The sequence below is a fragment of the Lysinibacillus sp. KCTC 33748 genome (genome assembly GCF_002237755.1).
Taxonomy (GTDB): Bacteria; Bacillota; Bacilli; order Bacillales_A; family Planococcaceae; genus Lysinibacillus.
The window spans coordinates 99043-121756 of record NZ_MWSJ01000004.1 but is presented as its reverse complement, the minus strand read 5'-3'; the positions used below and the strand labels follow the sequence as shown (position 1 = coordinate 121756).

At 34.5% G+C, this 22714-nt stretch carries 29 protein-coding genes; 10 read left to right on the top strand and 19 right to left on the bottom strand.

Annotated features, from left to right (window positions below; genetic code table 11):
* Window positions 1–138: 138 nt before the first annotated feature.
* From B1B04_RS08350 to B1B04_RS08340, 3 genes are read right to left on the bottom strand one after another with little or no spacing between them, the layout of a single operon-like run.
* Window positions 139–453 carry a hypothetical protein gene (locus B1B04_RS08350; RefSeq protein ID WP_079561002.1) on the bottom strand — a complete coding sequence of 105 codons (315 nt, stop codon included), beginning with the start codon at window positions 451–453 and terminating at the stop codon, window positions 139–141.
* Complete coding sequence (locus tag B1B04_RS08345; RefSeq protein WP_079561001.1) at window positions 450–1229, bottom strand: phage antirepressor; 780 nt, start codon at window positions 1227–1229, stop codon at window positions 450–452. Before B1B04_RS08345 ends, B1B04_RS08350 begins: the two co-directional genes overlap by 4 nt.
* Window positions 1230–1250: 21 nt before the next feature.
* On the bottom strand, window positions 1251–1499 hold the full coding sequence (locus tag B1B04_RS08340; RefSeq protein ID WP_139376955.1) for a helix-turn-helix transcriptional regulator: 249 nt from the start codon (window positions 1497–1499) through the stop codon (window positions 1251–1253).
* A gap of 157 nt (window positions 1500–1656) precedes the next feature.
* Between B1B04_RS08340 and B1B04_RS08335 the strand changes: the two genes are divergently transcribed.
* The 4 genes from B1B04_RS08335 to B1B04_RS08320 all read left to right on the top strand — a co-directional run bounded on the left by B1B04_RS08335 (window position 1657) and on the right by B1B04_RS08320 (window position 5184).
* On the top strand, window positions 1657–2013 hold the full coding sequence (locus B1B04_RS08335) for a helix-turn-helix domain-containing protein (RefSeq protein ID WP_079561000.1): 357 nt from the start codon (window positions 1657–1659) through the stop codon (window positions 2011–2013).
* A gap of 190 nt (window positions 2014–2203) precedes the next feature.
* Window positions 2204–3316: a type I restriction endonuclease gene (locus B1B04_RS08330; protein ID WP_079560999.1), complete on the top strand. Its 1113-nt coding sequence runs from the start codon at window positions 2204–2206 to the stop codon at window positions 3314–3316.
* 96 nt (window positions 3317–3412) lie between these two features.
* Entirely contained in the window at window positions 3413–3916 is a 504-nt protein-coding gene (locus B1B04_RS08325) for an ImmA/IrrE family metallo-endopeptidase (protein WP_079560998.1), read from the top strand.
* A gap of 80 nt (window positions 3917–3996) precedes the next feature.
* Window positions 3997–5184, top strand: a complete 1188-nt coding sequence (locus tag B1B04_RS08320) for a site-specific integrase (protein ID WP_079560997.1) — start codon at window positions 3997–3999, stop codon at window positions 5182–5184.
* 157 nt (window positions 5185–5341) lie between these two features.
* Here the strand turns inward: B1B04_RS08320 and B1B04_RS08315 are convergent, their stop codons facing one another.
* The 8 genes from B1B04_RS08315 to B1B04_RS08285 all read right to left on the bottom strand — a co-directional run bounded on the left by B1B04_RS08315 (window position 5342) and on the right by B1B04_RS08285 (window position 10832).
* On the bottom strand, window positions 5342–5941 hold the full coding sequence (locus B1B04_RS08315) for a YpjP family protein (RefSeq protein WP_079560996.1): 600 nt from the start codon (window positions 5939–5941) through the stop codon (window positions 5342–5344).
* Window positions 5942–6387: 446 nt separating this feature from the next.
* Window positions 6388–7047, bottom strand: a complete 660-nt coding sequence (locus tag B1B04_RS08310) for an AroM family protein (protein WP_079560995.1) — start codon at window positions 7045–7047, stop codon at window positions 6388–6390.
* Window positions 7040–7249, bottom strand: a complete 210-nt coding sequence (locus B1B04_RS25350) for a hypothetical protein (RefSeq protein ID WP_139376954.1) — start codon at window positions 7247–7249, stop codon at window positions 7040–7042. The genes B1B04_RS08310 and B1B04_RS25350 overlap by 8 nt, the downstream gene beginning before the upstream one ends.
* A gap of 246 nt (window positions 7250–7495) precedes the next feature.
* The gene (locus B1B04_RS08305; protein WP_079560994.1) at window positions 7496–7693 is read right to left on the bottom strand and encodes a hypothetical protein; all 198 of its coding nucleotides are present in this window, start codon (window positions 7691–7693) and stop codon (window positions 7496–7498) included.
* Between the two features lie 332 nt (window positions 7694–8025).
* Window positions 8026–8787 (bottom strand): ANT(4')-I family aminoglycoside nucleotidyltransferase, encoded by a 762-nt coding sequence (locus tag B1B04_RS08300; RefSeq protein WP_170938931.1) that lies wholly within the window; start codon window positions 8785–8787, stop codon window positions 8026–8028.
* A 114-nt stretch (window positions 8788–8901) separates the two neighbouring features.
* A complete protein-coding gene (locus B1B04_RS08295) occupies window positions 8902–9420 on the bottom strand; it encodes a glutathione reductase (protein ID WP_079560992.1) in 519 nt (172 codons plus the stop codon).
* A 201-nt stretch (window positions 9421–9621) separates the two neighbouring features.
* Window positions 9622–10413 (bottom strand): class I SAM-dependent methyltransferase, encoded by a 792-nt coding sequence (locus B1B04_RS08290; RefSeq protein WP_079560991.1) that lies wholly within the window; start codon window positions 10411–10413, stop codon window positions 9622–9624.
* Complete coding sequence (locus B1B04_RS08285) at window positions 10401–10832, bottom strand: BrxA/BrxB family bacilliredoxin (RefSeq protein ID WP_079560990.1); 432 nt, start codon at window positions 10830–10832, stop codon at window positions 10401–10403. The genes B1B04_RS08290 and B1B04_RS08285 overlap by 13 nt, the downstream gene beginning before the upstream one ends.
* A gap of 296 nt (window positions 10833–11128) precedes the next feature.
* Here B1B04_RS08285 and B1B04_RS08280 point away from each other — a divergent pair, with 296 nt between their 5' ends.
* Entirely contained in the window at window positions 11129–11884 is a 756-nt protein-coding gene (locus B1B04_RS08280; protein WP_079560989.1) for a cell envelope integrity TolA family protein, read from the top strand.
* 232 nt (window positions 11885–12116) lie between these two features.
* Here the strand turns inward: B1B04_RS08280 and B1B04_RS08275 are convergent, their stop codons facing one another.
* Window positions 12117–12539 (bottom strand): ester cyclase, encoded by a 423-nt coding sequence (locus B1B04_RS08275; protein ID WP_079560988.1) that lies wholly within the window; start codon window positions 12537–12539, stop codon window positions 12117–12119.
* Between the two features lie 522 nt (window positions 12540–13061).
* Between B1B04_RS08275 and B1B04_RS08270 the strand changes: the two genes are divergently transcribed.
* A complete protein-coding gene (locus tag B1B04_RS08270) occupies window positions 13062–13649 on the top strand; it encodes a YiiX/YebB-like N1pC/P60 family cysteine hydrolase (RefSeq protein WP_079560987.1) in 588 nt (195 codons plus the stop codon).
* Window positions 13650–13932: 283 nt separating this feature from the next.
* Here B1B04_RS08270 and B1B04_RS26105 read toward each other — a convergent pair whose 3' ends face one another.
* A complete protein-coding gene (locus tag B1B04_RS26105; protein ID WP_240518247.1) occupies window positions 13933–14247 on the bottom strand; it encodes a hypothetical protein in 315 nt (104 codons plus the stop codon).
* A 160-nt stretch (window positions 14248–14407) separates the two neighbouring features.
* Window positions 14408–14782 (bottom strand): hypothetical protein, encoded by a 375-nt coding sequence (locus tag B1B04_RS08260; protein WP_079560986.1) that lies wholly within the window; start codon window positions 14780–14782, stop codon window positions 14408–14410.
* Between the two features lie 71 nt (window positions 14783–14853).
* Here B1B04_RS08260 and B1B04_RS26100 point away from each other — a divergent pair, with 71 nt between their 5' ends.
* Both B1B04_RS26100 and B1B04_RS08245 read left to right on the top strand, forming a co-directional pair.
* Window positions 14854–15864, top strand: a complete 1011-nt coding sequence (locus B1B04_RS26100) for an LptM family lipoprotein (RefSeq protein ID WP_240518246.1) — start codon at window positions 14854–14856, stop codon at window positions 15862–15864.
* Window positions 15865–16192: 328 nt separating this feature from the next.
* Complete coding sequence (locus B1B04_RS08245) at window positions 16193–17182, top strand: C45 family autoproteolytic acyltransferase/hydrolase (RefSeq protein WP_079560984.1); 990 nt, start codon at window positions 16193–16195, stop codon at window positions 17180–17182.
* A gap of 175 nt (window positions 17183–17357) precedes the next feature.
* Here the strand turns inward: B1B04_RS08245 and B1B04_RS08240 are convergent, their stop codons facing one another.
* Both B1B04_RS08240 and B1B04_RS26385 read right to left on the bottom strand, forming a co-directional pair.
* The gene (locus B1B04_RS08240; RefSeq protein ID WP_079560983.1) at window positions 17358–17570 is read right to left on the bottom strand and encodes a hypothetical protein; all 213 of its coding nucleotides are present in this window, start codon (window positions 17568–17570) and stop codon (window positions 17358–17360) included.
* Window positions 17555–17680 (bottom strand): hypothetical protein, encoded by a 126-nt coding sequence (locus tag B1B04_RS26385; RefSeq protein ID WP_276207745.1) that lies wholly within the window; start codon window positions 17678–17680, stop codon window positions 17555–17557. The genes B1B04_RS08240 and B1B04_RS26385 overlap by 16 nt, the downstream gene beginning before the upstream one ends.
* A gap of 365 nt (window positions 17681–18045) precedes the next feature.
* On the opposite strand from B1B04_RS26385, the gene B1B04_RS08235 reads away from it, so the two are divergent.
* Entirely contained in the window at window positions 18046–18303 is a 258-nt protein-coding gene (locus tag B1B04_RS08235; RefSeq protein ID WP_079560982.1) for a hypothetical protein, read from the top strand.
* Between the two features lie 41 nt (window positions 18304–18344).
* Here B1B04_RS08235 and B1B04_RS08230 read toward each other — a convergent pair whose 3' ends face one another.
* Window positions 18345–19064: a peptidoglycan recognition protein family protein gene (locus tag B1B04_RS08230; protein WP_079560981.1), complete on the bottom strand. Its 720-nt coding sequence runs from the start codon at window positions 19062–19064 to the stop codon at window positions 18345–18347.
* Between the two features lie 562 nt (window positions 19065–19626).
* Entirely contained in the window at window positions 19627–20340 is a 714-nt protein-coding gene (locus B1B04_RS08225; RefSeq protein ID WP_079560980.1) for a YukJ family protein, read from the bottom strand.
* A gap of 880 nt (window positions 20341–21220) precedes the next feature.
* Between B1B04_RS08225 and B1B04_RS08220 the strand changes: the two genes are divergently transcribed.
* Entirely contained in the window at window positions 21221–21838 is a 618-nt protein-coding gene (locus B1B04_RS08220; protein ID WP_079560979.1) for a hypothetical protein, read from the top strand.
* Between the two features lie 584 nt (window positions 21839–22422).
* Here the strand turns inward: B1B04_RS08220 and B1B04_RS08210 are convergent.
* Window positions 22423–22665 carry a hypothetical protein gene (locus B1B04_RS08210; protein WP_079560977.1) on the bottom strand — a complete coding sequence of 81 codons (243 nt, stop codon included), beginning with the start codon at window positions 22663–22665 and terminating at the stop codon, window positions 22423–22425.
* Between the last annotated feature and the right edge of the window lie 49 nt (window positions 22666–22714).

Genomic DNA, 22714 nt, shown 5'->3' with positions numbered 1-22714 from the left:
CGAATACTAATTTCTTCCAAGTTAACTTAATATAAAGATAAGAGGTTGATTTGCCCCAACCTCTTACTAGATTGGTAGTTTGACTTGAGGCCATTTGCCCTGGCCTCTCCTATTAAATTGCACATGCCCGTGCATTTTTTAATACCATTCGTTCATGATGATTTCTTGTAATAACTTTGATGTCGGTTCTTTTAACCAGACACGTTTACCACCCTTTTCACGTTGGCGTTCATATCGCTCTATACGCGGATCGTTCAAAATGTGATCTTCCAAAAATTTACGACTAAATGTAGTTGTTTTCATAATGTCGTTAATATCCCAAAACAAAATAAGTGGCTTAGCAGATGTTTCAACAAGTTCAGTTAATTTTTTATGAACTATTTCAGGTGTGATGCCTGACATTTCGAAAAGTGTTTGAATCACTGCGCTTTCATTGGGTGTTGTACTAATCACATTGCCACCGCCTTATTTATAAACTTTTTAATAAAATAGACTTGTCCTTTACCAGTGATCTTTGATGTTCTACTGATACTTATCTCACCACTGCTGTGATAAATTGGTGTTTCTTTAATTTCAAATAATCCAAGCTCCATCGACTTTTGTGTAGGTGAGTTATAATCAGAACCTCTACGTTTGATTAAGTAACCATTTTCTCTAAGCCATTCGAACAGACGTTTTTGCCCAACATCTACACCGTTTTGTTTTAGGATTTTAGCGAACTCACCTATTAAAATCGATGTATGACTTGCTTGTATTGCTTCAGCAAATAACACTTTTGGTTTTTGAGCATCAATAATTAGTTGCTGTTCAACAATTTTTTTCTTGTTATTTTCGATTGTTTTATTAGCAATAAGCAAAGCTTTTGCCATGATTGATGCATCATCGTCGTTTTCATTAGTAGCAATATAGCCACCGTTTAGACGAATTTCCTTTAAGATGTTTTTGACCTGTTTTTTGAATTGCTTTGCGATAGGTTTACGTGATTGCATTAATATTTCGTATAAACCATCTTCAGTTAAAAACCAAGATTCTTGTAATCCACCAAGGGTAGGAACATTATTCTTAACCTTTCCATCTTCATCTATTGATCGAATCATTTTTGATGTGTCACTATGCTCAATCCAATCGGCAACATCTTTAGCTAGAAACAATGGATTTTCAAATGTTCCAAATACCTTAAATTTTTTTGTTAGTAATACCTGCTCATATATAATCTGTAAATGATTCATGATAAAACCTCCTTTGTTCCTTCATTGAAAACAACAAAATGTTGTGTTGTTATTTAAAAAAATTTTGGATGGTTCTATTCCAAATAATGCTGAGATAGCTAATGCTATATCTAGAGAAGGTGTTCGCACCCCTTGTTCAATCATTCCATAATAGCTTTCGGTAATTGTTATACCAAACTCGTTACAAAGTTTCTCTACTACATCTTTTTGTAACCAGTTTTTGTGTTTCCTAGCATTAATAAGAATGATTCGACGTTTTATCGTTCCCAAAAAATCATCTCCCAACTTTTTGTTGTCCTAATAATACCCAACAAAAAGTTGTGTGTCAACACAAAAACTAGATATTTTGTTGTTCTTGGTTATTATTTACCTACTGACCCAACGAATAGTTGTATAATGAGAATACATATTTAAGAGAGGTGTAATCATGTCTAATGTACCGCAGAGGCTTAAAGAGTTAAGAAAAGAAGCTAGTTTAACACAAGCAGATGTTGCCAAATTCTTAAATATTTCTGAAAGTGCATACGGTTACTATGAGCAAGGCCGCAATGAAATTTCAATCGGAAGTATTCAAAAGTTAGCAGAAAAATATGATGTAAGTGTTGCATATATTTTATGTGAAACTAATGAAAAGCAACCTTTTGACAAAGATGAGTCTGCTTTCCAAGCATTCGCCAACGACCCTTCCCTACAAAAATGGTACAAAGAATTACCTAAGAGTCGCGAAGAGGATTTACAGAAGTTGCGGAAGATGTGGGAAATTATTAAAAATGATAGTAATTAAATCATTTATAATAAATGATTTGAAAAATAACAATTTAATATCTAAACAAAGGACATGCATATATGACGTGTCCTTTAAAAACACCATTACAGGAAATATTAAACATTTATGTTTTATATTATTTTTTTGTTATTTACCTAGTTATATTTACACAAGTCAAATGTAACTATTAAAATTGGAGGTATTTTATATGGAGAAGTTTGTTGAACAATTAAAAAATTTAGCAACACGTATTGATTCCTTGAAAGATTCAATTACAACAGAAGAAGCAACAAAAACGGCTATTGTCATGCCTTTCTTTCAAATACTAGGTTATGACGTATTCAATCCTTTAGAGTTTAGCCCTGAATTCATAGCTGACGTCGGAATCAAAAAAGGTGAAAAAGTAGATTATGCTATCTTGAATGATGGTGCACCTGTAATTTTAATAGAATGTAAAAGTATCACAGAAAATTTAACTAAGCACGATTCACAATTATTTAGATATTTTGGTACCACTTCTGCTAAATTTGGAATACTGACGAATGGTGTTGAATATAAATTTTTTACAGATTTAGAAGAACCAAATAAGATGGATACTACCCCATTCTTTACATTTAATATCTCTGAATTGCGCGATATTCACGTTCAAGAAATCGCAAAATTCCGTAAAGAATCTTTTGATCTCGAAAATATTTCAAGTACTGCCTCTGATTTAAAGTATTTAAATGCATTAAAAAACTATCTATCAATCCAATTCGAAACACCTGATGAAGAGTTTGTAAAATTCCTAGTTCAGCAAATATATGACGGTTTAAAAACGAAAAATGCTTTAGAGAAATTTACGCCTATTATTGCAAAAGGATTAAAACAAATCGTTACAGAAAAAGTTAACGACAAACTAAATGCAGCACTTAAATCAACTGGTGATAGCAAGGTGCGTGTGACACTACCTGAACCTAATGAAGGTGAACAAACACATATTCTAGCTCAAACGGAGTCAGTAAAGGACGATGGTGTTGTAACAACTCCAGAAGAACTTGAAACTTATTCAATTGTTAAAGTAATTTTAAAAGATGCTATATCACCAGAACGAATATACTATCGTGATAATCGAAGCTATTTTAATATTATAATCGATAATAATATTCGCAAATGGATAATTCGAGTATTCTTTGAAAAGAATCGCAATTATATTATGCTTAATGATGCGGCTACCGATAAAGAACGTACTGTTATTGACTTTATTCATCCAATTGATCTTTTAAACCATAGTGAGCAGATAATACCTCTAGTACAAAATCATATTGAAGAAACTGTATAATTTTTCAAAGAAAATCCCCACTTCCTAATGGTGGGGATTTATTATACAATGAACAAGAACAAACGTTCTGGATTTTTAAAATGAGGTGTTGTTGCTTTGAAATATTATAGTCACTTGGAAGATTACATCAAGGATTTTTATTTACAAATTGGTATTACCACCCCTAACCTTCTGGATTTTAGAGAAATTGCAGAAAAGTTAGGAATCAAAGTATTTTTTTGGTCTGATAGTAGCCAAGCATTATTTGCTAAAGAGAAACCATTTATATTCTTAAATGAATCACTTAGCAAGCAGCAGCAATGGCAAGAATTTGGTCATGAATTGTCGCACGTCCTATTACATACCGGAGATCAATTCTTTATGTCTCCCCTATTTCGAGAATATCAGGAAAATAAAGCTAACAACTTTATGTATCAATTCTGTATGCCCACATTTATGTTAGATGAACTAGATTTATATGATTGCACACCTTCAACTGTTATGCAGTTACAAAAGTTGTTTAACGTTGAATATGAGTTTGCTTTAAAAAGACTCTCACAATATATTAACAAAAAAATTATGCTGAATTGGAATACTGTTTTCTCAAAAACTATGAGATGATTTAGAAACATGGATAAAATATTTTAATGGGTTATTTCATCACAAAAAAAGAACATACGTTTCACAAAGGAGTGATCTAAATGGCTCGAGAAAAAATGACAAAAACTAAAATAGATAGTGTCTACTGGTACAAACAAAATGGTAAAAAAAGATTTACATATCGATACAAATATTATGACCGTCATGGAGAAAGAAGAGAAAAAACGGAACGAGGCTTCGATTCAATTGAAAAAGCTGAGCGAGCATTAATTGAAGTGAAGGCTGCTATATTAGATGGGAATGTTAGTTTTGTTGAAAATGATAATTTAACGGTCGCTCAATTAAACGAAATTTATGTTGAAGCTAATAAAACGAATTGGAAACCCACTTCTGAAAGAAACCATAATTATGTGATGAATCAATATGTGATTAATTCAATTGGACATATCAAAATTAAAAATGTGAATAATATTGTTGTCCAAAAAGACTTAATAGATCCGTTGATTATTAAAGGCTTTAAGGAAGGTACCCTTATGTCGATTTTTAGACGTTTGAATGCCATTTTCACGTTCGCTATTAAGAATGAAATTTTAGATAGAAAGAAGTTTTCTACTCCTAATTTAAGTAGAGCTACTGAAAGTATTAAAAGAAATGCTCTTTCCATAGATGAAATAACAAGGGTTTTAGAAATCGCACGCACTAAATACAAAATCACTCATTATACTTGTCTGAGCCTCTTACTTTTAACAGGAATGCGCTCTGGTGAATTGAGGGCTTTGCAGTGGGAAACAGATATTGATTTCGAAAATAATGTAATTCATATAAATAAAACTAAGGATCGTTATGGATCCAGAACACCAAAGACCAAAAACAGTTATCGAAAATTCCCAATGAATGAAAACATCAAAAGTATTCTACTGGATTATAAAAAGTGGTATGAAGAAATAATGGAAACTTATAAATTCCGGAATCCTGATGGGTATGTATTTGTAACATACGCTGGTGAACCTATTGGTGAACGTTATTTGAAACGCATCATTGACTTAATCTGCGAGCGAGAAAATATAACTCACTTCACACCTCACTACTTACGGCACACATTTGTAACGATACAGTTATCTAATAAAATTCCTGTATCTACAGTTGCAGCTTTAGTCGGTGATACTCCTGAAACAATTTACAAAGTCTACGCACATTCATTTGAAAAAGATGAAGTACACGCATCTAAACTTATGGATGAAATCATCAATTTAAGTTCATTTGAAGAATCTGAGGAATTCGAAAAGTGATGAATTTGGGGTACATTTTGGGGTACACACTTTTCTCTACCCTCCCCCATTTTAACGGTATCTAAATTAAACAAATTAACAATATACTACAAACGTTGATATATCAATGTTTTCGAACAAAAAAACACCCGCATATTAAGCGAGTGTTTCGTGATTTTTAGGATAACCATTTCGGCGGTGTGTTTTTCTCCCAATAAATATCCCCTAAATTATTGTGTGCCATAAAGTCGTCCTCGGCACTGTGGTAGTGGAAGTTGTAATAGTAACCGTCCTGCGGTCTTTTTTCTGTGCGGACATGGAAGCGAATTAAATCCATACCTGTTTCATTGCTAGTAATATTAAAAATTTTCTCGCCATAGTTTCCACTTGGCTTTTCTGAAATTGTTAACGATGCTAACGATTCATCATCTAAGCCTTCTACTGTCATCGCAATGGCTTCCTCCATTTTAGGGAAGATAATAGCGTCAAACTCATTGCTAATTTTCGGACCAATTTTTGTGCCGAATTTCATATAGGATTGCTCTTTCGCCGCATCAACAAGCAATGCATTATAGTCAATCGGGTCTTCCTGTATTTCTGTTTGTTCTATCGGAAGAGCAGCCACTTCTGCAGTACTTGTCCCAGATGCCGGTCCGATAGAAGCACGATTTGATGGATTATGATCAAATGCTTCCCATATCTCATGTGTTGGCGTAATTAATCCAAATGTTAAAAACGCAACCATAATAACGATACTTTTTTGAATCCATTTCTTCATTAATTTACACCTTCTCTTTATGTACAAATTGGTAATTCTATTACTAATATATACGCATAAGCCCTATAAAAGGTTTCATAATTTTATAATTCATTGTACAATATTTATGTATAAAGTAAAAACTTCACATCCTGAGAAAACGCTTGTATGACCATCGTCCTGTTGCCCCATACTAATCGGGCATTTACTCGCAGTATGCAGGATAAATGTGTCGTTTTTTTAAAAGGAGGTACAAAACATGGATATCGCAATGGGTATTGGTCTTTTAATAATGTTAGGTTATTTATCATCTTTATGCTTCACGGACTAATAAAATCACTTTTACGAAGAAAGTCCGCGAGCTAGCGGACTTTTCTACTTTGTTAAGACCTATTTTAGAGTACAAGATAATACAGGCTGTCGATTAAATTTATATACAGTCTAGCACGTTCCTTCTTATTCTTACTTTATAAGTATTCAAGCACGATTCCCGCTACTAATGTACGCGGTAAAATTGTTAAAATACCACTCTCTTTCCGTACTAGCTGCCTATGCTCTTCATTGTACCCCATACAATCCAAAACAATCAGATCTACTCGGTAGTCACGAAGATAACGAGCTGCCTCTTCAAAGTTGCCATAATCAAATGGTGAAGCAACAGCAATCGTGATATCCTCCGAAATATCTTTCCACTTTTCAAGCATAGTCTCTCTCTGTTCTTCTAGTGGAATGATTAAACCTAGCTTCGGTTGATCGGCCATTGCACTAATCATTTGTGTGACGATACGATTCGGATAAAAAATAGTCTTTTCACATGTTAATTTCGAAAAATCATCTGTGCTTAATACGACGACCATATCCACCTCTTGTTCTAACTTTGATAATTCCATTTGTAATAATGGTAATAGTTTTCTTCTATCTATTATTATAGATCTGCCATCCCGTAATCGAGAGATAGATGTGTTCTTTTCATTTCTCGCTAAAACTGTTAGTAATTCCGCCTCGTTTAAGGAATCCAACGCTCCTCTTTCCACAATTTTAATATCTTTATTAAAAATTTCTGTAAATGTCGGTATAATATCTGAACGAGGTGATTGTCCGATCGTCAAAAAACCAACTTTATTCATTTGCAGTCACCCCTAAAGTTTGAAAATATATCATTGAACCGTCTAATTTATTCAAAAGGTTACATTCTTCTTTATCGGAAAACTTAGCTGCATCCTCAAAAAGTTGTTCTAATTTTAAATGATCGAATAACATCAATAATATCTGCTTTAACACCATAGCTATTCCTCCACAATTTTCTTCTATAATTTTTACTTGCCACAATTAGGTAGTACCTTTGTAAAAAATTCTGAATTTAAATACGAGAAATTAACACATTACAAATAAATACTCATTGATAGCAATTCCGTTGTAACATTTGCACTATCCCAATATCGAAAAATAAACTATAAATATATTTAGATCAAAAATATTAATAAACATTGTTACACAAGTTCATATTTATTGGAACATTTTTTAGAATAAATAATCAAAAAGAACTACAACAGATATGACATTTGGGAATTCATTTCATAAAAAAAGAGTAGACATAGTCTGTCTACTTCTGAAGGCACTTCTATATATTTGTTCGATGATTCTATCCATCATTTTGGCTGCCTTATCCACGATTTCGGCCTTTCTATCCATCACTTTAGCTGTTCTATCCATCATTTGGCCTTTTCTATCCGCAGATTCAGAAATATTCGACCTTCCCAATATATTAGACAAGGGGCAGCCTCGCTACTGCGAAGCCACCCCTTTAGTATTTAATAGGTAACATGTTTCGTAAATTGTAAAGTCTCAACCCAATCATCTGGGGAATATTATATTGAAACGTAGTTGTTTCATCACCGCGGTAAAATTCCACTGTGTGCTTTCTAACTTAAGCAACGCAAACCCAACCTTCTTTTGCGTCCTTGCAGCCCTATAGCATGCGCCAGTGTGAATAAGTATCTTCAAAAACAAAAAGTAGAATTCCAGATTACGTAAATATGCCACCTAAAATAGCACGATTCATATTATAGCACATAGTTTTTAAAAAGTAAAGATTACATCTCAAGTTACCAAGGTATAACTTTTGAACATTCAATTTGATACCCATGTGAAGCATACCACTCTAGTAAAGAATCCCAATAGATTTCGCAAATCCCAATAATTTGTTGTGGGTCAGAGAGATTACCGGACATCATTAACTCGCATAGAACCTCAAATCCCTCGGGCTTATCTGCAAACGACAATGCTTCAGGTAATACTTGAGCAGAAGTTGTGAAAAATTGTTTATTGTGTAATCCTAAAATCATCGCACCTGCTGTGGCAATTTCCATCGCCAAAATCGGTAAAAATGTTTGAGGACCTTGTATTTCAATATTTCTCACTTTACCAATATACTCATACATTTCTTCTACTAAAGTTCGACAGATCGCTTCTTTAAATATCGAGCTATCTATTGAGCTAGCTTTTACTTTTAGTTCAGTAAAAAAATCATTCGGGTCATAGATAGGTAAAATGTTGAAAAATTGTCCATGGGTCAGTGGCCATCTTTCGTCAACTGTAGTCGCTTCTTCAATTATATGTTCTGCGCTTTCAAAGTTCACTTCTGCTTTCCAATCTCCGGATGTCCATTCATAGCAAAAGTTTTCATCTAAGGCGTTTAAAATACACTTAATTTCTATATCTGAAAATGGCCCATCTGTTTTTCGGGCTAATGAACCGTAAATCCCAATTGCTTGAACCTTCGAACCATATCTTTCTGTAACTTGGTTAGCAATCGAATAAGCAATTTCCATTCTTTCTTCTCTCATTATTTTTTTCGGACCAATCATATTTATCTCTCCTTGTGAATGAATTATTTAATTGAGCAATATAATTGGCCGTGGAGGACCACGAGCTTAACGAGGAATTTTATCTGCCATCATGTGCAAAATCCCCTTTCCTTACTAAACATTCCGCTTTCTTTTTTCCAACAAACCCGACATTTCGTCTATATCCATTTCAAACATTACCGTGTCATGTGATAGAGGTGCAAAATAATATGTAACTTTTTCTTCCCCATAATCTTTCTCTAACCGCAACCACTTTTCGGTTGGTAGCACACAAAAAGCCAACGTATCTCCGCCAAGTGAGTCCATGTACCAGCGGATTTGATATTTTGGAGCAATAAAGTCTTGCACAGCTTTCAAAGTTGTGTCCCTATCCGTTCTTTCTTCATTATATGGGATTGCTTTCTTCACTTCATCTTTTATTAAGAAAATATCAACACACCTTGGCTTATCAATTTCAATTAGTTCAACATTTATTTTATCTTCTTCCAGTAAGTATTCGTTAAAATAATCCGCGATAGATTCGTCAAAATCTTTCCAATCCACCCATACTAATGCTTCACTATGCCAAAAGCTTTCTTCTTCCGCTAATGGATTTTTCAAAAATAGCTCGATTTCCCCCTCTATTTGATTCATACACATCCCCCTCAAATTTGATTTTTAACGCTCAAAAATTCGTAAATTCTTTATACCTATACTGCATTTTCGCAATACTGATACTTCCAACCCCAAAAACAAACATTCTATCACTACTATATATTACCATATTTTGAATTTCAGATAAAAATAGAGGCCCGTTCACAATGAACAAGCCTCTTGAAACGCTTAATATTTACTTCATTCAACATCCAGAACACCATAATGAAACTTCGCAGTCGTTCTTGTTAATTGCTGAAATTCATATTTGGCAAACCATTCTGAGCGAAAATGAGCCTTTAACACTACCCGTTTTCTCGCCACGCGATACGCTTCCCTTACCCATTCATCCGTTAATGTCACATGTTCCCCAGCTATGCGTAATGCTTCAAAATTATTGGCTTCTTCAATAGTTTCTTCAAACATCGGATCCATATAGACGACATCAAATGTATTGTCGGGCAATGTTTTCAAATAGCTAACCGCCTCAGCCTGCACCACTTCTATATGGCGCATACATGCAGTTAATGGCAGCTCAGTCGTATCGTAGGATTTCATCCCTTGCTCAACAATAAATGCTACATTCGGATTCGCTTCGAGCCCAACGACGTGTCCCGCTTCGCCAACTGTATAAGCCGCCAGCATAGCGTCAGCAGCAAGTCCCAATGTACAATCGAGCACTGAATCTCCTTTTTCAAGCTGTGCCGCTTCTAAAAAAGGTTCCGCTTCCCCACGAGCAACACGCTTTAAGCGAAACGCTGCTGAATTTGGGTGGAAGAAAAACGGTTCATTGGCACCAAAAGCATAATACTCAAAACGATTTTTCCCTGCAACGATTACATGTGCATGCAATTCCTGAGAAATCTTTCGAACAGAACGCTTTTTTCGTGGCTCAAACGAAGCATCTAATTGTTCACACGCAAAAGCAGCGAGCGCCAACGATAAATCGTCTGGTCTGCCCGCTGTCGTAACAATAGTCTTTACTTCTCGCATGTTTGCTCTAAAACACCTGTTAAATGTGTAACAATTTGCTCCACAGGGAACCCTTCAATCTGTTCACGTGGAATAAAGTATGCCAATTCCCCATCCTTTAAAATCGCCATCGAAGGTGAACTTGGTGGCACATCCTCAAAAAAGCCACGCATCGCAACAGTCGCTTCAGGATCCTGCCCAGCAAAAACAGTCACAAGATGATCAGGCTTAACCGCCTCCACTGCCTCACGAGCAGCCGGACGCGCTAACCCAGCCGCACATCCACAAACCGAGTTAATCACAACCAACGAAGTCCCCTTCGCCTCCGCCATAAATTCATTCACCGCATCAGCCGTCGTAAGCTCCGTAAATCCAGCCTCCACTAACTCCTCGCGCATCGGCTTCACTACCTGTTTCATATATTCATCGTAAGCGTTCATGCTTTTACCCTCTTTCATATGTATTCGCAAAGGTTATTATAGCAAGGTTTTTCATCATTGTATAATGATTCGATTTCACCGTTATTCACTTGCTTTCGGAATTTCGGTTGCTTTTTTGTTGCTTTGGTTGCTTTTTATTTTTAGACAAACGTTCGTATTTTAGCTAAGAATCAATAGAAGTAATATGGCCAGGTCTTCTTGACGAATATGATAACTAATCACGGTTGTCTGTTTTTTTGTATGTACTTTTACCTACAGTTTCCATTATAGTTATATAGAAGGAGGCAGTGTTTAATATGAGTTATTTTTTAGTATTTTTAGGTATACTCGGAGTTTTTGCTGGTCTTATTCTATTAATAATAGGATTAATTAAAAAGAAGAAAATGAAAGGCGGTCTCGTGCTAGGTATATCGATTGTTGCCTTTATTATTGGTTTTATAATGGTACCAACTAATAGTACGGAATCCACAGATAAATCTAAGGAAAAGGAAAAAGTTGAAACAGCTGTAAAACCTAAAGAAGAAGCACCTGAAGACAAAACTACACGTGAGAAAAAAGAAACCGAGGAGAAAGCATTAACTGAACAGAAAGCAAAAGAAGAGGCTGAGGCGAAAGTTAAGGCGGAAGAAGAAGCTCGTTTAAAAGCAGAACAAGCAGCTTCTGTTGCCGTAACTTGGCAAAACAAAGTGAAAGAAATCGCTACAATGAACGGAACTTCTACAGAGAAATATGATGCAGTTATGCTTTATGCAAAAGATTACCCTTCTACAGAAGATGAAATCAAAGAATTTGAAAAATACATCATAACTGAATACAAAAGTAAAAATTATGTAGCTGATATAAACAATGCAGAATATATGTTAAGTAATATCTTTAGAGCAAATGTAATCAACAGATTCTATGGTGAAGTACAATCTCCAATTAACAATTTCGCATTTGATTTCTATCAAAACACTAAATATACATATCGTGGTGTAGATACATTAGATAGTTCTGCTGTGAGATCTAACGAACGTCAAATGGATAAAGCATTAAAACAAATGGGCAAATAGACAGTTAAGCCACTCATATGAGTGGCTTAACTGTCTATTGTTTTTGAACCTCACATACATGTATACACCGAATGGCACATTGTACTTTTTACAACCAGCGATATTTTGAGTATATTTGCGATCTATAACGTTTGTACCGTCCTGAGTACGGACGATAGCCAAACCAACCTCTTCGCTTGGAAACTGCTCGATACTCACTTTTCAGGGCAAAATAAAAACATCCCGAAGGATGTTAATTAATTTTATTGCGGTTGAGTTGTTTTTCAATACCAGCACGATCAATTTGAATCCAATATTCTGCTATTTTTTCATCTTCAATTCTATAAACTGCGCTTGCCATTTCAATAACTGGAAGATTTGTAGGCTGATATCCATCGACCTCTTCTACATGCGTACCAACTTGTTTCCAACGTACATAAACTTTATTATCTTGAACCATGAATTCTTGTATTTCTAATGAAAAATTGCCATACACTTCTACCATTTCTTTTACATGGTCAGCATAATCTTTGGGCGTTCTTAAAACTGTTAATTCCTCTTCAGAAATAACTTGGTGTGCCGATACTTGCTCTGCCATTAATTCAGTTGCATAATCTGGATTTTTCCCTGAACGTACTTCTTCAAAAAATTTCTTAACAATATGCTCTGGTGTCATTATAGCCCTCCGTTGTGATACAAGATGGCGAGGATATCATATCTCCCCTACATAATAATAATTTAAGAGTCAACGAATTGGAATCTTATTCTACAATTTCCACTCTCAAAACCACACCAAACTCTTCCCTCTCATCATAAAATTTAGCCATTTCCGTTATCTCTTAAAAATTATGGGCCGGTCACGTTGGCTCTTCTTCGCTGTTAACTTTACCAGCGCAGGTCGGTCGTCGGTCTGTCTTTCCCTAATATTTAGGATTTTATAAATGCCAAGGAAGGAAATACTTATCCGCACCGACCTACCTCCAAGTTTACATCATATTTTTTCTACAACAAAACATCGTACATGTTTTACAATCGTTCCTTTTGTTACTACTAATTTGTTAATCTTAATCTTTATCTACAAAAGGAATGAAATCTGAAATCAGTTACATATTTAGTGATTTATTGGATAAATTAATACATGAACGATTAAATGCATTGATTTTAATAATATTCATAAGAGTTAAGGAGTACATGTATTGTGGGGACTACTAAATTTAATGAAATAACTCAAATTTCTTACGAAGAAGCGATAAAAGAAATAAAAAATGGTGATATTTTTTTCTGTAGTGGTCGATATTTAGTCAGTGAATTAATAAAAAAGGCCTCTAATTCAATATTTAGCCATGTAGGTTTATTGTATTATTGGAATAATGATGTATTTATATTAGAAAGTGTTGAAGACGACGGTGTCAGGGCAATCCCCCTTTTCCATTATCTCGAAAATTACGAAAATAGTAATAAAAAATATAATGGAGAAATTTATGTAGCCCGGTATAAAATTTTTGATAAACCTGATTTCGATAAAGAAGAAATTAATAAAATGTTTGAAAGTGCAATTAAATTATTAAATCGAAATTATGACAAAGCTGAGATAGCTAAAATTGTTGCACGTATTGGCTTAAATGTTGGTAAACACCAAGATAATGACGAGTATATTTGTTCAGAGTTCGTAGATGTCTGTTTTAAGCAAATAAAAATTGAATTTCCACGTGATCAAGGTGGTTTTATTTATCCAGAACATATCGCTAAAGATTCAAATATTCAACCATTGTTTGAAATCGTATAAAAGTTACAATTTCTGTTATCTCTATTAGTTCAGACAATAGACATCGATAAAAAAAGAAGTAGCCTTTTGGCTACTTTTTCATCTGATTTAAAATGTTGCTTCTGACTCTAAAGATTGTTGTGCTAGATAATTTCATATGCTTACCTATTGATCGCATACTATCTCCGTTTAAAAGCCTTTATAGCACCTCACTCTCTCTGTCCCCATTTACTAATGGAATACGTTGTTGTACTTCAGCAACCTTTATCTCGTACTCACGAATTCGCTTATTATTAGAATATACTCATCGTTGTACCTTAAGAAGTACTGGATCACTCGTACCACCACTTGCCTTTGGTAACGTTAAGTTTCTGTCAATTATCAGCAATTCGGGTTGGTCACTCTGCAATTGTTCTAAAATTTCATTAGCAGGTACCAACTCTCCATCCTCACCTTTTGTTTGGCTAAACTTAACGATTGCATGATTTCTTTCTATTTCAACAAATTCTAAGTCGCCCTCCTCATCAGCTACCAACTCTATATATTTTTTCTTTGCTTGTTCCTCGTTTTCGGCCTTAATTAACGTGAAATATGGATTGTAAAAATCAAAGAATTGCATTTTGTTGTTCCTCCTTTTAGTCTTCAAGTACAATGAGTTGCAATCTGTTATTTACTTTGCTTTTCGAACGTCGTTGATAAACACCTCCTGCAAAATTGTCTATAATGATTTCACGAAATAGACTTAGCTGATTCATCAGATATCCTCCTAACAAAATCTATCAAAAACCAAATAAATCCATCTGTTTCCACCGATCCCGAGGTAATTCTTTTATTTCAGGTTCTACTTCAATTTTCTGTACGGGTATCTCTATCACTTCGAGCTTTTCAAAAAGTGCGATAATATCGAAATATTTCGTCTTATACGAACCTACTAGCGCATTATCTGGACGACATTTTAAAAATACGGTGTAATAGCCATTGTCGCTTGGTTCAGTGATAATGTATTCCTCTCCAACTAAGTAAAAGCGCGATGGTGGTTTAACAATACAAGCTAAGTATTTTTTAGGGTTTGCGTTCGCTTCAACTACAAGCGGCGACAATTCCGTTGCATCCTCTGCAATGATTTCAACGCGACTTTTCTGACTAATAACCATTGTTTGTTTTTTAATATGTACTTTTTACCTAATATTGCCTAGAATAGTAATATCGAGGGAGGTTTTAATATATGAAGAAACAATTAATTTTTAGTGCAGCATTAGTATTAAGTTTAGGATTGGCTGGTTGTGGAGATGACAAAGCTAAGGAAGAGCCACAAAAAGAGAATGGTACTAAAGCTGAAGAACCACAAAAAGTTCTGGCGAAAACAGTTGATGACGTATTGAAACATTTTAAAGATGATGGTCTAGAGCTAGGTGAAGTTTCAGATTTACCAAAAGATGAATTTGGAAACATCCGAAAAGAAGGCAAACGAATTTTAATTCCTTCACTTGGTGATGATTCAGGTGGTCGATTATTTTTATTCGATAATGAAGAAAATCTAAAAAAAGCAAAGAGTTACTATGATGAATTAGGAAATTCAAGTCCTATGTTTTATTCTCACACTCACCAAAGTGGACTGTTTTTATTACAAATGAATGGTGATATGGAAGATAATGAATTTGCTAAGTTTGCGGCTACTCTTGAAACAGCTGTAACAGGTTCTACAAACATTGAAATCAAAGAAGAAAGCAAAGCAAATAAAGCAGATAATTTAACAGAAGCAAATGTTGGTGATGTAGTGAAAAATGATTTTGCAGGTACATATACAATCACTGATTTATATGAAGTGCCAAATGAAAAATATAAAAGTGCCGATGTTGAATTTTCAATCGATGGAATGAAAACAGCTAAACTAGTTGCACAAAATCCTGAACTAATTGAAACAGCAGCTGAAACAAATGTACTAATCCTCTCTATTACCGGAGAAAATTTATCTGACGATACTGTTGATTTCCATCCAAGCACAACTAAAATGATCACTGATACAAAACGTCAAATTGATTCAAATGTAATGATTTCCTCTTTTGAATCTGAATTTATTGGAAAAGTAATTCAAAAAGGTGAGGTTATTTTTGATTTAGGTGAAGACGGTTTAGAAGGTGTCAAAGAATTAAAATTTGTATTTGATAGTACTTCAAAAGATAACAGATTTATTGGGGAAAAAGTAACAGTAGTTGTACCGGTAAATAAAAAATAAGTCACTCAAAGGAGGTTCCCCCCTCCTTCTTCATATGAGTAAATAAAATACACATTCGGATTAACTGAAGAACTTCTTGAATTTCTAAATGAAGAATTGTTATCTGCATCCGAAGCAGTTGAGCTGCTGGAAATATCAAAAGCTCGATTGGGTCCGTTAGAACAATACAGACCATATGACTAATATACATAAAAGACCCAGGCACTCACACTTTCATGAGCGCCTGGGTCTTTACGTTTAGAGTTATCTAAAAATATACAGGGTACACTCTCCCCCTACTGGAGAGTTTATTCTTGTTACATACATATAATAAATGGAGGGAATTACGATGTATCATCCGAGATTAAAAGGAAATTCTTATGAGGCAGGAAAGCATTATGCTGAAATTCTTTATAAAAATGGTTTTAGGTTTCCGAAAGTAACCGAAGAAAAATTAATATATGGGGAGTCGTGCAAACAAATTCTTACAGATTTTGATCCCCATATCGTGAAAGAAATACAAGGATTTGCTGAAGGTTGTCACTCTTCTTTTGAAGAAGTAAGCTCGTTTCTCTTAAGTATAGGCGTATTTGAATTGGCAGGTCAATGTAGTATTTTCTCCGCCTATAACGGAAAAGAAATGTTTATTGGCCGAAATTATGATATGCTCTTTAATCTTAAAAATATTACTGAGTCCTCACTTGTTTGTTTTGATGATAAAAATAAATACCTCGGGCAATCGGATTGCTTTATTGGAAAAGTTGATGGGATAAACGAACACGGTTTATTTGTAGGGATTTCATCCGTTCCTCATGATGGAATTAAACCAGGACTGAATTTTTATTTTGCTGTTAAATATATTTTAGAAAATTGTTGTACGGTAGATGAAGGAATAGACGTGTTAAAAAGATTCCCGAGTTCGGTGGCAAATAACTATTTGTTAGCAGATCCTCAAGGGAATATGGCAGTTGTAGAGGTTACTCCTAATAGTTATCAAGTACGCCTTCCTACTAATAATTACATTCATTGTACAAATCATCACGAAAGTACATCATTAACTGAAAGTTGGAATTGGAGCAAATCAAAAGAACGCTTCGAAACATTAGAAACTCGTCTTAAACACAACGTACATTATATGGAACTTACCATTGCCCAATCAATTATGTCGGAAACCAAGGGTCATGTTTGTTTAAACCTAAAAGAACAACAATTTGGTACTCTTTTCTCTGTTATAGCTAACTTAAATACATTAGATATACTTAGAGTAGAAGGTCAACCAAACCGAGCAAAATATAAATCAGATCGACGATTAATAGATGCTGTTTTAAAAGATGTCTAATTAAGCTATTAACCAATGCATCTACAGAATATGCTCAAACAAAATATAGACCGTTTGAAGAATTAATACAAAAAAGCCCAGGCTCAAAATTAATTTGAATACCTGGGCATTGCTGTTAGTTAATACGTTATATGCAATGATGATCCACTACTCATTATGAGTTTGAAAATCCCAATTATAATTCTTCTAAATAGATTGTAACTGTGATAGTTCTAGGACTGTAAGTAAAAGCTCTTTCACTCACTGCCCTGTAATTTCCATCAATATTTACTACATCACCAACGTTCGGAATTAAAGCCGCTAGAGAGTCGTTGATGTCATACGTTATAATTACATCTCCGTTTTGTTCACAAAAATTTATATTAATCTGTTCTAAATTCCTACCCACCTTTTACCACCACCTTCTGGGTTAATCATAGACTGAGAATGGTTAACTGTGTAATAGGATTTTGATACATATAAAAAGCACCACTGACTATCAATCGCCTGTTGAATCATTCGTACCTACACTTTCTTTACTCAACCACATACATAGCTGTCTTAGCACCAATGTAGCTATAGTAATCAACTTCCCTTGCTTCCTTCTTCAATTCATTGCATTAAATTTTCTTTCGTTACCTTTTTTTGCCCTTTCAACATAGGTTTCCCTCCTGCTTTGTGGTATAATAATGTCGTGAACACCATCAAAGGGCATAACCAATTCGAAGCTGTAGCGTGTGAAGACGCTGCGGCTTTTTCTTATAAAGGAATGAACCTATGAATCAATTAATCCAATATATCAGCTACATGCCAAGCTTGTAGGGAGTGCCGTTAAATCCCTTGACCTCCATGCAAGCTTGGGTTTCTCAAGGGAGCTGATATTTATGAAAAATCGTTCAAAAGCTTATATTCGCCATCAGAGAGAGCGAATTATTCGAAGGAAATGGACCATTTTAAAAGACGTTATGTTAAGAGAAAGTGAATATATGCCTGAACGCGGCAGATTGAGCAAAGGTAAAGTTCATTGCTCATGTAGAATGTGTCGATACGAGCAGTATCACTCGATTCCAAAAGCAAAACATAAAGCAAAATTAAAAGCTATGGATCAGGAGATAGACGATTATGTCTATTTCCTTTTTTAAAAGCCCAGGCTCAAAATTACTTGAGTACCTGGGCTTTGCTGTTAGCCACCGCGCTGTTTAATGATGATTTTTAGTCCTTCAAAATCGCCACCTGTCAAAGCTCCTTGGTCAAATTTATCTAACCATGACTTATCAATTAGCTTTTTATCTACCGATTGTTTAATATAATCACGAACTGCTGCTTTTGTGATTTCGTTTGTAAATCGCATTATGTCATCATCCTTATCTGTTTGTTGTTGATCCAAACCATTTTTAATATCTAGTTTGAATTGTTCATCTGTGATTCCCATGGTTTGTAAATACGGAAATGGATCTCTATGCGTTGTACCGCCTAAAGTATCTGTGACCCAACGATGCGACTTAATACCATTGTCACTACTATCAAGTACAATAGGTAAACCTGCCTCTTTTGCAAGTTCTCTTAGTAACCAAATATAAGCAGCGTAATCCTTTTTAAATTGTTCCTTATCATTTGTTCGAGCCAACTCTACTTGTGCATAGCTAAGCGGATTACCTATAGGACCACAGCCATATTGCACACGATTAACTGGTGCGACTTGCACGATCCGTCCACCACCGCCTACCCAGTGAGAAGTAAAGGCATTTGCTTTATTTTGATTCATAAAAGCTAATTCATTTTCCAAAGCATTCGGTCCATTATTATTCGAATTGCCAGATTCATGAGCAATAACATATTTAACTGCAGTTAAAGCAAAGTTCGGCAATCCGGACATTAAGCGTTGTTCTATAATATAAGTCATTTTCTCATTTCTCCTCTCGTTGGATTATGCCTTTGAAAAAATCAATAAATGGATTTATGCACTTTTCATCATTACTAATTTAAAATGATTGAGAATCCAATAAACAATACATACAATGCACTAATCTCTTGCGGTTCTGGCAACAGGAGTAAATTTACAAAATATTCAGAAAACGAACTTTATCTTTTTAATCCATTATACTGACACTGAAAAATTAACGCTAAAGTATATCTATTGACGTTGAACTATCTGATTCTAAAAAACGTTGTAAACATTCAATCATTCATACTTCATTTTATTATTTGCAATATAAAATCCCTCCACAATTATCTGTGAAGGGCATAAAAAATAACGCTAGCTTATGCTGCGTTTACTTCTTTTCGTATAGTATATAAAAAGTATGAGCATTTGACGTAACGTGTAGAAAAGGAATAGCCCCTTTCCATTTGCTTTTTGTCAAATACTATTAAAAACATAATTATTAATCTAAACATTGCAAATATAAAAAGCCCAGCCTCAAAATTTAATTGAGTTTCTGGGCTATCTAAAGTGTTCTTCGCAATCAAATTTCTATCGCTGATTTTCTATTGGTATGGTTACATACACTAACTGGTTTCGTAGCATGTCCATGGTCATCAGTACACCAAGACTGAGATTGGAAAGCAAGGAATATACCAACCCATCTGTTTTCCTCCTCAAAATGAATGAGGACACCACCATCTTGCCATATCCCATCGTCTTTCCTAAAATCACTACTATTCCCTTGATTCATATGAATATCATGAATGCCTCTGCCTGGAGAAAAGCCGAAATATTTATCTACTTTATCTTCATTTTTAAACTTTTCACCGTAAGCGTAAACGGTAGCTTTTTTAGTCATAGCCTCTTGCATATACTTATTCACTTTTTCATTTAAGTCATTGTCTGGTCCATTTTCTTTTGCAGGGAGAGGTATCATTTTTGACGGATCAAATAAGCTACCACGAATATAATCCAATGCAATTTCATGATTTTCACTAGTAACCTCTGTAAATCCTTCTTCAAAATCAGGAATAATTGTTATTTGACTCGAGTTAAAATCTTCACTCACAAAATACAGGACTTCTGATGGCTTTACCTTTGAGGCAACATTGATCGCAATCCTATAATTCTCCTCGTTTTTGTCCTTCTTTGTTGCCCGAACATGCACTTGGTAATGAGGGGTTTTGTCAAATGAATCCACAGGTCTCACGTCAACAACTTTACCTTTTAACACTCCGTACTTGAATAAGGGCATAGAACTAACCTCCAATTTAATAGATTTTTTCCATTCTTAGCTCACTTAGTATCTGGTTATTTTGTCAAAATAAAAGATAGTGACTGTCTGATGAACCTAGTCTCTTTAGACAATTTTATGGTTACGTTACTAAACTCATTTGTTTTATTCTCTCTATAACACTTATTCTATCATTCCTAAAAATGGAACTTCAATCATTTATTCACGTCAAATTTCGACGTCCACGCCGCCACTTTGTTGAAGTTACATTGTTCTTGTGATTGTTGACTGCTATAAATTGTTGACGCAATGACTGACATTTTTACTGGTAAGAATATTCATCTCCAGTCATGCTTTGCAAATCAATTAACAGAAGCAAAAAAAAGCTAAAAAATTTGTTGATTTTTCCTGTTTTTTGTTTTATATTTACAATATCCATGTGCTGTTTAACAGGTAACTGTTAGGCAGCCTTTTTATTGCTATAAAGATTAACCCATATCTCGGCTAACCTCTGGATCCATCACTTATACCACTCATTAAGGATCACTCGTTCCATCACCTTTTACTGTTGCAGGCCATTAATGACCCTATCCACTTCCATGTCATCAATTTTCTAACTAACATGCTTCTAAACTACGAATCCTGTCATATAATCGTTCAATCGCTACTATAATCTTCTATAATCCATTATTTTAATGAAATACATCATATAAAATCTCCATTCCATACATCTTTGCAACCGCTACCGTGGTTAGCAATTTTGCATGTAGCTACGCCCCTTTCTCAGTCCAGAGAAAATAAAACAGATGCATAATTTAGGCTTTCATCATTTTGATAAATGGCTTTGAATTGTTGTGAATACAATCGTTTGACGTTTAATTTGTAAAAGGAGCTGTTATGAATGTCTTCAAAAAAAGTATCTATCGGTCTTACACAATTTACAGACTTTACTTTCAAAGGCGTTACTGGTAAAACCTCAATGGTTAGACAAATAAAATATCAAGATGAATACAATCCAGCTTTTGATTACTGGAAGCCTTTACGGGATGGTATCCGAAAATTTCACGAGAAAAAATTTAGTAACGATTACTTGCTTGATCTTGCTGAAAAGGCTTCTCAAACAAAACAAAAAAATTACCTAGAAGCAGTGAAAGCACATTTAAAATTTATTAAAAATAAAGAAATTGAATGGTTTGAACCAGGCAAATCCAATTGGTATAGCGAATATTTAACTGTTCGCTCATCACCAGAACTCGGATTAAAGATTGATGGTGTTCCACACTTAATCAAGCTATATTTCAAAGGGAAGGACGAACGAATTGATAAAAATAAATGCCGTTCATCTTTGACATTATTAAATCAATCTGAATTCACCATAGAGCATTCACCAGATATAAAACCGGCAATTTTAAACGTCCAAAAAGGACGATTAATTTCAGAAGAACCTTCTACTGAAGATCATCTAATTGCGCTCGAATCTGAAGCAGCACAATTTATGGTCATTTGGAACAAAATTTAACACGAGTATTAAGGATATCACTAAGAAGGTCACTCATAAATGAGTGGCCATTTCTGTACCATCCTTTCGATTCTTTTATCTATGGAAAAACGCTGTATCTTCTTTTATGTTAATATTTACATATACAGAGGTGGCTTAAATGCCGTTTACAAGAAAATACATATATATCTTTTGTTTTGTAACAATGTTTTTATTTAAAACGATTTGGAATTATTTTAGACATGGTAATTGGGCTTTACTTGAAAATTCCCTCTTTGCCTTATTCTTTGTATTCTTTTATGCTTTCATAAATTGGGCGTGGGATAGTAAAAAGTATGAAAAGAAATAGTTAGGTGTTCCGATAATCAATTCAATATCTCCAACATCTTTGATGCTGCTCTCTATTTTACACTTTGCGTGGTATAATTCGTTGATACATATGCAATTAATACTGAAGAACTTAGTATTCGTTCATTTCGGCTGTTAAAAAAACCCTTCACAGATGTTTGAAAGGCTTACTCTTAAAAAGCTATTTGAACTATACCTAATATTATGGACTTGCAATATTTCACTAATAAAAGGGAGAAAGCCCCCCCTCCCCTTTATTAGTGCACAGCCTTATTTTTGATTAGCTTAACACTACCAAAAGCAATGACCAACGCGATTAAAGATATAACAAGTGGCGCAATTGAGCTAGTATTTCCAAACATCACTTGCGATGGTAAAGCCGAGGCCTCTACCCATTGGTTGCTAGGCGTATAAAACATTGTTAATAGCATCCCTGATAATACTTGCAATACTAAAAATGCTACCGCGAAAAACAATGCGAATAATAGGTATTTTTTCAAGTTGCTCCCTCCTTTCTTTATTAGTACTACGGCTTGAGTTTAAATAAGT